Raw genomic sequence first — 11724 nt, 5'->3', positions numbered from 1 at the left:
ATCAGCATACGCGGCGTCCGTGATCCGTTTGATTAGTAAGTCCACCGTCAGTAGCTATGTACTTTCTAGAGGCATCGAAATGCGTTCGTTCCCTGGGTAGTTATGACAATTGGAGTCAATCGTCATGCCGCTGCCATAGCAGGGTCGCGCTCTGGCCATTCGCATTGTCGAGGCGCCCGGTATGCTCGTGCGCCTGATTGCCTCCCACATGCGTTACCGCCGGATCGTCCGCGATGAGGCCATACGCCTGATCGAGGCTTACGGCCCGATGGACCGCGTCATCGCTTACAATCGAGCCCTTGATCTGGTTGACGCTCTCGCCTGTGACAGGGTTCAGCTGGTTTGGGACGTGCATCGCTTCGTCGAGCGCCGCGCGGATCGCATGGCCATCCGCCCGGACTACCGTCAATGGACGGCCAGGCAGACCGCAGAATGATTCGCCTTCTGCGCTTTCGCCGTACCCAGCCGCATCGCAGGCAGGCTCGTTCGGTTCTGAAGCTGGTCGTCACTCCGGCGATGCTCGGTTTTGCCGCCGTCGTCGGACTTTCGGCTGCGAACCGGGATGACATTCGTTCAGAAGCGTCCGCTGCCACGTCCGTCGTTGCCCGCAATCCGGCGACGCACGTCTTGACGGCGGCCGAAGATACCTCCGCGCCGCAGTCGAGCGATCCGGCGCGGCCCAATACACTCGTCGTCGCAGCATCGTCGTTGCGTCTGCGATCCGGACCCACTGTTGGGGACGCGATCCGAGGTAGCGCTGCGGAAGGGACGGTGGTGGCCTGGACCGGCGTCCGATCAGGTGCATGGCTCGAGGTCCGCCTGCCGGACGGCATGCAAGGCTGGATGCATGGGAACTATCTGCAAAAGTCCGCGGCTTCTGCTGGAAGCAATCGCGATCCCCTAGGCGCGATTGTGGAAGCGTCCGCCTCAGACAAGCCCCATCGCGATCTCAGTCCCTTCGTCAGGGCCGGCGCCATCGGCCGCGCGACGGTCACCGACGGCGACACCATCGTAATCGGCGGCACACGCATTCGACTCGAAGGCCTCGATGCCCCCGAAAGCGGGCAAAGCTGCCATGACGCTGGAGGGCGAAGCTATCCTTGCGGGGGACGCGCGGCGAACGCGTTGGACGCGCTGATCGCCCGCCGCACCGTGTCTTGCCGGTCGGAGGGAACCGACCGCTACGACCGTATGCTCGGGACCTGCTGGGTTGCAGCCGAGCTGCCGGGGAATACAGGGGCGAGCGGTGGCGTGCCTGCTGCGGGAGGCATCGGCAGCCTGAACGAGCGGATGGTCGCTGCGGGCTGGGCGCTGGCCTACAGGCGCTATTCGACGGCCTACGTCGGAGTGGAGAGGAGGGCACAGACGGACGGGCGTGGCATCTGGCAAGGCGCGCATACGCCTCCGTGGGACTACCGGCGCGGGCAACGCTTGATGTCGACTACTGCTCCAGCCGCGAGGGCTTCCGCCCCGTCGAGTGTCGCGAACAGCAGCAACTGCGCGATCAAGGGTAACATCTCCGGGTCAGGTCGCATCTACCACGTCCCCGGCTCGCGCTGGTACGACCGCACCCGGATCGACCCGGGCCGCGGCGAGCGATGGTTCTGCTCGGAAGCCGAGGCCCGGGCTGCAGGATGGCGAGCGCCGCGAGGATAGCGCGGCAGATCACGTGCGATATGGGGATGCCGCCAAGCGAAAACGTCTTGCCGTTTTGCCGCCAAAGATGAACCTGGCACCATGACGAAGCTCGTTCTCTTGCACAAGGCGGACTCGATCTACGAGGATGAGCCGGACAGGGTCTACGACTTTCCGAAGCAGTACCTGAGAGCAGCCCGAGAAGGCGTGGCCGACTGGATGGTCTACTACGAACCCCTGAAGGCTGGCGGCCGTGGCTACTTCGCCGTCGCGCGGATCGCGAACGTTGTCCCGAAGCTGGGCTACGAGGGACGATACCTTGCCCAGATCGAGCCCGGAAGTTACCTTGCCTTCGACCGCAACGTGCCCCGGCTGCTGGATGGCCGGCCCCTCGAAGCGGTCTTGGCCGACGCAAACGGTCGTCCCAAGTCAGGCGGCGCGCAGCAGCTTGCGGTGCGCCGACTGCCCGACGAAGAGTTCACCCGCATCGTCGACCTGGGCCTACCATCGACCCTCGAGATCGACGAGGCAGGACGCTACGGCGGAACAGTGCCTGAAGACACCGAAGCGATCGCGCTCGACAGGCCGACCCTTGAACGACTGACCCGCCGGCCGTTTCGTGACGTGGCGTTTCGCCGTCGGGTCCGGGAAGCGTACGGCTATCGGTGTGCGATGTCCGGGCTGCAGTTGCGCAACGGCGGCGGTCGCCCGGAGGTGCAGGCGGCCCATATTCGGCCCGTCGAGCAGCAGGGAAGCGACTCCGTGCGCAACGGTCTCGCCCTGTCAGGGACGCTGCACTGGATGTTCGATCGCGGTCTCGTCTCCGTCGCCGACGATTGCCAGACGATCCTCGTCTCCGACAACAAGGTACCCAGGGATATTGCTGCCCGCCTGATCTCGCCGGACAGAAAGCTTCATCTGCCGGACGACCCGCGGGACGTTCCGCACCCTGCGAACCTTGCCTGGCATCGCGAGCATGTCTTCGGACAGGTGCATCCAGACGAGATCCTGTAAGCCATGCTTTAGGCGATCTGCATCATATCGAGTGATCACGTATTCTCGCGGAGATCGCGGCATCCACGGCTCCATTGCCCGGATCAGCGCGGCAACGGAGCAGCAGGCGTCGGGTTTTGCCGAGACCGAGACCGCGATGGTCGACGTAAGCCGGGCGACGCAAGCGAACGTGGCGATGGCCGACCGGACCACCTGCGTGGTTGCCGATGTGCTTGAGGAGATCGAGCGTCTCGCCGCGCTCGTCGATCGCTTCCGCTTGGGCACGTCACCGCATGTCCATGCGGCCTGAGCGTACGGTCGGGAGCGAGCCGGCGTTTTGAAGGGTCCTATGTGACCCGCTGAACGGTCCTGATGGCGGCGCCGCGTTAATCGTCCTTCGGTCCGGCGCACGCCGGGGTCACGTCGCTCGATTGCTCTACGGCGCTTTCTCCGTCAACGGATTGGCGTTGCTGGACCGAGTGGTAAGCCTCCGCAATGACGGCGGGATTGACAGTCGCGGCCAGGGCCTCGGCTGATACCGACTCATATCTGCCGCGATAAGGCGGCACATAGTTTGTCCGAGCCGGTCTCGAACGTCTGCGCGTCGTGCCGAATGCCCTCCTTGCAAGCCTTCGCGAGTGAAGCCATTCGCGAATTGCGAGAACGAGGACAACTACCGAGGCGAACGGAACGGCACCGAGGATTACGATGTCCTTAAGCGTGTAGGGATCATCTTCCATCGACATCGCTCCTCTCTCCGAGGCCTGTCTGGGCACGTATGTCGCTCGTACAACTGTAACAGGGCTTCCGTCGATGGCTAGTCTTCGTAGCGATTGCGACCAGGGTTCGGATCTCGCCAGCGAGAAGGTTCTTCGATGCTGCCTTTTTGCACCCATTCGCGAATGAGCGCTGTACGTGCTCGCTTCGAATTCTGCCAAGCTGCGAGTCGGCTCGGGTTCCATCTGCGGAAGAGTTGTTGCACCATTTCTGCCTGGATGTCGAAGTGGCTTGGATCGTCATGGAGATCACGTAACTCGTCCGGGTCTTCTTCCAGGTCGAAGAGTTGCGGCCGCATTCCATCGTACCAGGACAGTTTCAGACTGCCCTGACGGATCATCCGATGGCGAACCGGCGGCAGCTCGATATTCATCAACCCGCCGTAGTAGGAACTGGAGATATGTCTGGTCGAGCTTTCGAGTTGACGCAAGTCGCGACCAGTATGGCTGGGCAGGACAGGGGCATTTGCCCATCCGAGAAGAGTTGCGGAAAGATCGATTAGGCTCGTAACACGGTGGTCGACCGTACCTTCCGAAAATCCCGGCGCACGAATGATCAAGGGTACCTTGGCGCTTTCGTCATAGAAAACGCTCTTCCACCATAGGCCGCGTTCACCCAGGCATTCGCCGTGGTCGGAGCAATAGATCGAGACCGTGTTCGCATCCTCCTTGATCGCGTCATCGATACGGCCGACCAACCGATCGATCATCGCGACGAGGCCGTAGTAGGCGATGCGGCTCTTTGCGGTAGCGTCGGGCGGAACATCCATGATCCCGCCTGCGCGCCGCCAGGCGGCAATGGCAGGGTGCTCGATCTCGGGCGGGGGAAGCCGAGGGGGCAGCACGATGTCGGCGAACCGATCGTAATCGTCGCGTCGCGCGATGTAGGGCGGATGCGGACAGAACAGGCTGATCAGGACGAAGAAAGGGCGACCTGTGTCGGCACGCTGTGTGCGCAGGTCCTGCAGGGTTCGAAGGGCCTGCTCCGTCACTGCGTGATCGTAAGCCTGATACGACGTCTCGCCCGCTCCGGAATGAAGGAGTTCGGGGCCCCGATTGCCACGTCCCTGCGTCAAAGGCCCGATGTCAGGCGGTCCCGCGCCAGGCCAGGTTGGCCCAACATCACCGATGGGCCGTTGGGCAAAGCCATGCAATTGATCCGGACCCGAGAAATGCATCCGCCCGACCAGCCGGCAATCGTAGCCCGACAGCGCCAGAGCGTGGGCGATCGTAGGAATGTCCGAGGGTAGAAAGTCGTCGTTGGTCAGAACTCCAGTCTCGTGTGGCTCGAGCCCTGTCAGGAACGCCATGCGGGACGGAACGCAAAGAGGCGACGGGCAATAACAATTCTCGAAGCGTGTGCCCTGAGCGGCAAGTCGGTCCAGCGCCGGCGTGCTCGCGGTTTCATCTCCAGCGCATCCCAGGACGCGCGCAGCATGCTGGTCGGTCATGACGAGGACGATATCGGGCCGGGTGTCTGATTGGGTCAACGCATACGCCTTTCAAATTGGTATGGACGATTTGTTAATGAACGTGTATTGTCAATACCAATGCCGGGCGAGGAGGATTGCTCGGATGGAGGGAGATACAAATGAATAGAGTCTGTTTGCGTTGTTCTACGCGTCTTCTGGCAGTTGGGGCCTTTGCGGTTGGAGGCTATTTGGCTGGACCAATTGTTGATGGTGCTGCGACAGCTCAGGAGTTTCCGGAGCGTCCGATCGAGGTGATCGTCCCCTTCAAGCCGGGAGGTCGGACCGACGTGATTGCCCGATTGGTCGCGGAGAAGATCCAGGAAGACGGTCTGCTGTCCCAGCCCCTCGTTGTCGTCAACGTCGATGGCGGCGCGGGCGCCAGTGCGGTTGCACGCATGCAGGGAAACGACGCCGACGGTCATACGATCATGCATTGGCAGCATCAGGCGCTGATCGCGATGGCAATGGATCTCGGAAACTTCACACTCGATGACTTCCGATCCATCGGTTACTCGGGCGGCGGCAGTCCGGTCTGGGCCGTTGCAGCCGATTCCGAGTATGACAAGCTCGAAGAGGTGATCGAGGCCCTGAAAGCCGAACCGCGTAGTCTGGTCGAGGCCGTCGGTATCGGCTCGATCCCGCATTTCGTCGGCGCGCAGCTGGCGAAGGAGGCCGGGTTCGAGACCCGCTACGTCACGGCCAACAGCGGTGCGGACCGGCTGCGAATGGTGCTGGGAGACAATGCGCAGATCGCGCTCTTCGCAGCCTCCGAATATCTTGCCCAAGCGGAGGAATTGAAGCCGCTTGTCTACTTCGGAGAAGAGCGGCTCGAGGCGCTGCCCGACGTTCCGACTGCGGTGGAACTGGGCTATGATGTGACCTGGGCCAATCCGAATTGGTGGCTTGCTCCCGCGGGAACGTCGGACGAGGCGGTCGAGGCCATCGGGGCCGCAATCGAGCAGGCAATACAGGATCCCGAGATCGTCGAATACTTCGAAAGCAATGCGCTTGAGGCCTATTGGGTGCCGGGTGACGAAGCGGATGCGGACGCTGCGGAGCAGCTCGAGCGCCTCGAAGGGATTGCGGCGACCATTCAATGACGTCTCCCGGAGGCCGCGGGATTGGATCAGTTCCGCGACCTCCGGCGTGATCGGAGAGCCGTGATGCCACATACCGTGAAATCGGCATGGATCGACCTGGCCTTGTCCGGCTTTGTCTTTGCCGGCGCAGCGATCCTTCTGATCGGTGCGCAGAGCCTTCCCGCACCCCGCTTCGAGCCACTGGGCTCGGCTGCGCTGCCGCGTATCCTGGCCGGGTTGATGATCTTCTTTGCCGTGATCGTCGGGGGTTCCGCGCTGATTAGGCTACGCCCAAGCCGGACCGTCGGTCAGACGAATTCCGAACCTCCGGACGAGCTGTACCCGCAACGAGCGGTGGCGATCTTCGTCGCCCTCGTTGCTTTCGTGTCGGCGTTGGACATTCTGGAAGCCCCCTTCGTCCCGACGGCGACAGCTTTCGTGGCATTCGCGGGCTTTGCGCTGTCGGGTTGGCGTCCGAAGGTGGCGCTGATTTGCGGGCTCGTCGGCCTGATCCTCGCCTTCGCGATTGACTACGTCTTGGCGACGTTCCTCTACATCACGCTTCGGTAGGACCGGTCATGGAAAGCGCGTTTCTCGAACTCCTGGGCTGGCACAACCTCCTTCTTCTTCTTGGCGGAACCGTGCTCGGTATCGTGGTCGGAGCCATTCCAGGCCTGACCACGACGATGCTCATCGCATTGACGCTGCCTTTGACCTTCCACATGGAACCAGTCGCGGCCATCACCTTGCTGATCGGGGAGTATGTAGGTGGCATCTCGGGTGGTCTGATCACCGCGATCCTGCTTCGGATGCCCGGCACGCCGGCGTCGATCGTGACTACGTTCGACGGCTACCCGATGGCCCAGAGCGGTCGGGCCGAACGCGCGATCGCCCTAGGGATCATGGCGTCGGTGGTCGGAGGGCTCATTTCGTGGGCGTTCCTGGCGGGCATGTCTCCGAGCCTTGCGCGCTTTGCCTTGCAATTCGGGCCTTGGGAATACTTCACGCTCGTGCTGATGGCATTGGTCATGCTGGCGGTTCTTGCGCAAGGGTCGTTGGTCAAGGGCCTTCTTGGCGCTGTTCTTGGTATGGCCTTCGCACTGCCGGGGATCGACAGTTCGATCGGTCAGACCCGTCTGACTTTCGGCTATGATCAGCTGATTTCGGGTTTCGGCCTGTTACCGGTACTGATTGGAGCGTTCGCCATCAGTCAGATCCTCCGGGACGCGATGGAGCCGGACCCCTCGAGCACGATGAAGGTCCCTCAGGGAAGATTGCCGATCTATTCGTCCGACTTGAGCACCCACGGGCCCAACATGGTGCGCTCGTCCCTGATCGGCACCTGGATCGGGCTTTTGCCCGGTATCGGCGGCAATATCGGGGCGCTCGTCTCCTACACCACGGCCAAGCAGTTCTCCCGCGAGCCCGAGAAGTTCGGCACCGGCCACGAACCCGGGGTCGTCTCGGGCGAAGCAGCCAATAATGCAGCTATCGGCGGTGCGCTGATCCCGCTCATCACGATGGGCATTCCCGGCAGCGTGACCGAAGCGATCCTGATCGGGGCTTTGACCATCCACAACCTGCAGCCCGGGCCCTTGCTGTTCCAGAATGCGCCCGAGATCGCTTACGGAATCATCGCGGCCTATCTGGTGGCCAACCTGTTCATGCTGATCGTCATGTGGGGCGCGGTGAAGTGGATCGCACAGATCGTCCGCATCCCGCGCGCCGGCCTTCTGGGCGTAATCCTTCTGTTCTGCGTCGTTGGATCCTACGCGGTGAACAACAGTTTCACCGATGCTTGGGTGATGATCGCTTTTGGCGTCATCGGGCTCGGCTTGGAAGCGGCGAAGGTTCCGCTCGGCCCATTCGTCATCGGTTTCGTCCTAAGCCCGATTGCCGAAGAACAGATGCGCGCCTCGCTCATGCTGTCGGATGGAGACGTGACCGGGATCCTCGAACGCCCGTGGGCCCTTTTGTTTCTGACCCTGTCGATCCTGACGGTGCTATGGCCCTTCGTCGCCGCGCGTATGGCGGCTCGCCGGAAGGCGGGTCCGGCATGAGTCACCTCGACCTGCCCAAACGGGGTCGTCTGTATCTCGGTGTTGCCGAGACTCTGGCCGCGCGCATAGAGGCCGGCGAATACCCTGCCGGACACCGGATGCCGCCCGAACGCGACCTGGCGCAGACGCTCGACGTCAGCCGTGCAGTCCTGCGCGAGGCCCTGCTGGCGCTGGAGATCATGCGCTATGTCGAGATTCGCCTCGGCTCGGGCGTATACGTGCTTCCGAAGCATCAGCGGGTCCGGACGCATGGCGCACTCGTCACGCTCGAGGAGGTCGGTCCTTACGAGGTGTTGGAAGTCCGTCGCGCCATCGAGGGACTTTCTGCATATCAGGCAGCCGAACGCGCGAATTCTGATCAGCTCGACGAGTTGACCCGGGTGCTGGACCGGATGGCGGAACGGCTGGACGACGTGCCTATGTTCGATCTGGCTGACGAAGAGTTTCACATGCTCATCGCCCGGGCGACCGGTAATTCCCTGATCGAGGAATACGTCGCTCATCTGTGGCGGATGCGGCGAAACGCGCTGTGGGATCGCTGGTACGACCAAACGCGGCACATCTCCAATCGGCGCCGCTCGGTCGAGGATCATCGCCAGATTCTTCATGCCATCAGGCGCCGACGTCCCGACGTCGCCCAGACCGCGATGCAATTGCATATCGACGTGTTGGTCGACCGTTTTCTCTCCCTTGACCTTTGATGCGACGCCAGGAAATCCGATGACAACCACGCCCCCCGACATTCTCATGATCATTACGGATCAGCAGCGTTGCGACACGATCCGTGCGCTTGGTGCGAGTCACATGGACACACCGAATATTGACCGGCTCGTCGATCAGGGGGTCACCTTCGACGAATGCCACGTCACCGCGCCCAGTTGCGTGCCGAGCCGCGCCAGCCTGTTCACCGGTTACTACCCTCATACGAACGGTGTAATCGCGAACGGTCAGCCCTGGAGCCGGACCTGGGTCTCCGATCTCCAGGCAGCGGGCTATCATACCGTCAATATCGGGAAGATGCACACCGTCCCCTACGATGCCAAGGCGGGCTTCGACGAGCGCTACATCGTCGAGAACAAGGACCGCTACATGGAGGGTCGCTGGTTCTTCGACGAATGGGACAAGGCGCTGATGTCACACGGACTCCGCAAGCAGCAGCGCGAGGATTATCGCAAGCGAGACGATTATCGCGATCGCCTGGGGGCCTTTACCTGGGATCTCGAACCGAAGCTGCAATCTGACAACTTCATTGGCGAGACCGTCAAATGGTGGCTCGAGACAAAGCCGATCGAGAAGCCTCTGTTCATGGTGGTCGGCTTTCCCGGCCCGCATCCGCCCTACGACCCGACGCCCGAGATGGCCGAGAAATATATGGCCCGGGACGTGCCCCTACCCGATATGGACGAGACGGAGTTGGCCGGTCTTGCCCCGCCGTGGAAGGAGAAGCGCGACCACGACGTCAAGGTCGACCACGACTCGGTTGCCTGGAAGCTCGACCCCACGCGGGAAGAGCTGCACCGCATGCGAGCGTACTATTACGCCAATGTCGAGATGATCGACCGGCAGGTGGGCGCAATCCTCGATACGCTCGAGCGGGCGCGGGGCAACATGGAGAATACGATCGTCGTGTTCACGTCCGACCACGGCGATTGCCTGGGCGATCACGGATTGAGCCAGAAATGGGCACCCTACGACGAGGTGACGCGCGTGCCGCTGATCGTCTCGGCTCCCGGGCGGTTCGAGGGTGGGCGTCACGTCCGGGAAATGGTGCAGTTCTTCGATCTGGGACCGACGATCCTTGAATGGGCCGGCGTCATGCCCGATCCGAGCTACGAGGCAATCTCGCTGAATCCGGCGCTCGAAGGCCAGCCCTTCGCGGGGCGTGAGCATGTCTTCTGCGAGCAGGGCGGCGACGTGAACATGACCGGCGCACGCTTCTTCACGATGGTCCGGTCCGAGACGCACAAGCTCGTTCACTTTCAGGGCCAGACGTACGGCCAGCTTTTCGATCTCGTCGCAGATCCCGGGGAGAAGCAAGATCTCTGGGACGATCCGTCGGCCAGAGAGGTCAAGCAGCACCTGTTGAACGTCATGCTGAATTGGCATGTCGACAGCACGCTCGCCACGAGGAACGCCCGTCGGCTGATCGTGTCGCCACCGGACGCGGTGGCGCTGCAGTAGGATGGCGGAGCGCGAGGCAGAACACGAAGCGAAGAGGCAGACCCTGTGAGTGGCCGGCCGCATGTCCTGCTCATCACCGTCGACCAATGGCCGGGGCACCTGTTGGCCTCGGCCGGTCATCCGGTGATAGAGACGCCGACCCTCGATCAGCTTGCCCGGATCGGAGTCCGCTACACGAACTGCTACTCCGAAGTGCCGATCTGCATTCCGGCGCGGCGGTCGTTGATGACCGGCACGACCGCGCGCCGCCACGGAGATCGCGATTTTCAGCCTGCTCTGCCGATGCCGGACCTGCCGACGCTGGCCGCGAGTTTCGCAGGGGCTGGCTACCAGTGTTACTCAACCGGAAAGCTGCATGTCTTCCCGCCGCGAGATCGTATCGGCTTCCATGATGCGATGCTCGCCGAAGAGGGTCGCGGCAATCTTGGTGGTCCCGACGATTACGAGATGTTTCTGACCGACCAAGGCCATGCGGGCACGCAGTTTCTGCATGGGATGAGTAACAACGAGTACGGGTGGACGACATGGCATCTTCCCAACCGCTGCCACGTGACGAATTGGACGACCGAGACGGCGGCGCGCGCGATCAAGCGCCGTGATCCGACCCGACCAGCGCTCTGGAACGTTTCCTATACCCACCCGCATCCGCCGCTGGTGCCGCTTCAAACCTACTTCGACCGCTATGCACGACGTGAGCTGCCCGATCCCGTGTCGCCGCCCACCCAGGACGAGGCATCGCCATATCTGCTGCGAGCCACGCGAGACCGCTATGCAACACTCTCTCCCGTGCAATTGGCCGATATGCGGCGGGCCTTCTATGCCCTCTGCACCCACATCGACCATCAGATCCGCGTCCTGATCGGCACCTTGCGTGAGGAAGGACTCCTCGATGACACGATCATCGCGTTCACGTCGGATCACGGTGACATGCTCGGCGATCATGGGCTCTACGGGAAACGGCTCATGTACGATGGATCGGCGCGTGTGCCGCTGATCGTGCTGGACCGTCGGGGCTCGGACCGGCTGGCGCAGGGCGACGCGACGGACGATCGACTCGTCGCGCTTCACGACCTGATGCCGACGCTCCTGGACCTCGCTGAAATCGAGGTACCGAAGACCTGCGATGGCGTCAGCCTCGTCACCGGGGCAGCCCGCGAGTATCTCTACGGTGAATGTTCCTCGGGCGTGCGAGCGACGCGCATGGTCCGTGACGCTCGGCACAAACTCATCTGGTACGCCGCCGGCAACCGCTTCGTGTTGTTCGACATGATCGATGACCCCGAGGAACGGCAGGATCTGTCCGATGCGCCCGAGATGTCTGAAAAGCTTCGGGAGCTGAGAGAAAGGCTTCGTTCGAATCTTTACGGCAGCGACCTCGAGCTTCTCGACGGCGAGCAATTTGTGGGATTGCCGGAACCAACGCTACCTGCACCTCAGAACCGCGGTCTGTCAGGTCAGCGCGGTGTGCACTTTCCCGAACCGCCACGTAGCGATGCCTCCGTAAACACAGGCGCTTGGGCGACGTGAC

At 62.4% G+C, this 11724-nt stretch carries 11 protein-coding genes; 10 read left to right on the top strand and 1 reads right to left on the bottom strand.

Annotation, left to right across the window (positions count from 1 at the left end):
- Window positions 1–181 precede the first annotated feature (181 nt).
- The 4 genes from Q1A87_RS11025 (at window position 182) to Q1A87_RS11010 (ending at window position 2938) form a co-directional block, all read left to right on the top strand.
- Window positions 182–436, top strand: a complete 255-nt coding sequence (locus Q1A87_RS11025; RefSeq protein ID WP_299651145.1) for a hypothetical protein — start codon at window positions 182–184, stop codon at window positions 434–436.
- Window positions 433–1656, top strand: coding sequence for a thermonuclease family protein (locus Q1A87_RS11020; protein ID WP_299651142.1), 1224 nt, complete (start codon window positions 433–435; stop codon window positions 1654–1656). Before Q1A87_RS11025 ends, Q1A87_RS11020 begins: the two co-directional genes overlap by 4 nt.
- A 99-nt stretch (window positions 1657–1755) precedes the next feature.
- The gene (locus Q1A87_RS11015) at window positions 1756–2649 is read left to right on the top strand and encodes an HNH endonuclease (RefSeq protein WP_299651140.1); all 894 of its coding nucleotides are present in this window, start codon (window positions 1756–1758) and stop codon (window positions 2647–2649) included.
- Window positions 2650–2680: 31 nt separating this feature from the next.
- Window positions 2681–2938 (top strand): hypothetical protein, encoded by a 258-nt coding sequence (locus Q1A87_RS11010; protein WP_299651137.1) that lies wholly within the window; start codon window positions 2681–2683, stop codon window positions 2936–2938.
- 507 nt (window positions 2939–3445) lie between these two features.
- Here the strand turns inward: Q1A87_RS11010 and Q1A87_RS11005 are convergent.
- Window positions 3446–4894: a sulfatase-like hydrolase/transferase gene (locus Q1A87_RS11005; protein ID WP_299651134.1), complete on the bottom strand. Its 1449-nt coding sequence runs from the start codon at window positions 4892–4894 to the stop codon at window positions 3446–3448.
- 170 nt (window positions 4895–5064) lie between these two features.
- Between Q1A87_RS11005 and Q1A87_RS11000 the strand changes: the two genes are divergently transcribed.
- Genes Q1A87_RS11000 through Q1A87_RS10975 form a run of 6 tightly spaced genes read left to right on the top strand, consistent with a single transcriptional unit; the run spans window position 5065 to window position 11723 of the window.
- A complete protein-coding gene (locus Q1A87_RS11000; protein WP_299651131.1) occupies window positions 5065–5976 on the top strand; it encodes a tripartite tricarboxylate transporter substrate binding protein in 912 nt (303 codons plus the stop codon).
- A 21-nt stretch (window positions 5977–5997) separates the two neighbouring features.
- Window positions 5998–6525: a tripartite tricarboxylate transporter TctB family protein gene (locus Q1A87_RS10995; protein ID WP_299651128.1), complete on the top strand. Its 528-nt coding sequence runs from the start codon at window positions 5998–6000 to the stop codon at window positions 6523–6525.
- Window positions 6526–6533: 8 nt separating this feature from the next.
- Window positions 6534–8015, top strand: a complete 1482-nt coding sequence (locus Q1A87_RS10990) for a tripartite tricarboxylate transporter permease (RefSeq protein ID WP_299651125.1) — start codon at window positions 6534–6536, stop codon at window positions 8013–8015.
- Window positions 8012–8716: a FadR/GntR family transcriptional regulator gene (locus Q1A87_RS10985; RefSeq protein WP_299651123.1), complete on the top strand. Its 705-nt coding sequence runs from the start codon at window positions 8012–8014 to the stop codon at window positions 8714–8716. Before Q1A87_RS10990 ends, Q1A87_RS10985 begins: the two co-directional genes overlap by 4 nt.
- A 19-nt stretch (window positions 8717–8735) precedes the next feature.
- A complete protein-coding gene (locus Q1A87_RS10980; protein WP_299651120.1) occupies window positions 8736–10196 on the top strand; it encodes a sulfatase-like hydrolase/transferase in 1461 nt (486 codons plus the stop codon).
- A gap of 45 nt (window positions 10197–10241) precedes the next feature.
- Window positions 10242–11723, top strand: a complete 1482-nt coding sequence (locus tag Q1A87_RS10975; RefSeq protein WP_299651118.1) for a sulfatase-like hydrolase/transferase — start codon at window positions 10242–10244, stop codon at window positions 11721–11723.
- Window position 11724 lies beyond the last annotated feature (1 nt).

This window comes from uncultured Jannaschia sp. (genome assembly GCF_947494055.1).
Taxonomy (GTDB): Bacteria; Pseudomonadota; Alphaproteobacteria; order Rhodobacterales; family Rhodobacteraceae; genus Jannaschia.
The sequence above is the reverse complement of the archived record's forward strand: the minus strand, read 5'-3'. Positions and strand labels throughout refer to the sequence as shown.

Coding starts and splice junctions, on each gene's coding strand:
- Q1A87_RS11025 (WP_299651145.1), top strand. CDS start 182: ATGCTCGTGCGCCTGATTGCCTCCCACATGCGTTACCGCCGGATCGTC.
- Q1A87_RS11020 (WP_299651142.1), top strand. CDS start 433: ATGATTCGCCTTCTGCGCTTTCGCCGTACCCAGCCGCATCGCAGGCAG.
- Q1A87_RS10990 (WP_299651125.1), top strand. CDS start 6,534: ATGGAAAGCGCGTTTCTCGAACTCCTGGGCTGGCACAACCTCCTTCTT.
- Q1A87_RS10985 (WP_299651123.1), top strand. CDS start 8,012: ATGAGTCACCTCGACCTGCCCAAACGGGGTCGTCTGTATCTCGGTGTT.
- Q1A87_RS10980 (WP_299651120.1), top strand. CDS start 8,736: ATGACAACCACGCCCCCCGACATTCTCATGATCATTACGGATCAGCAG.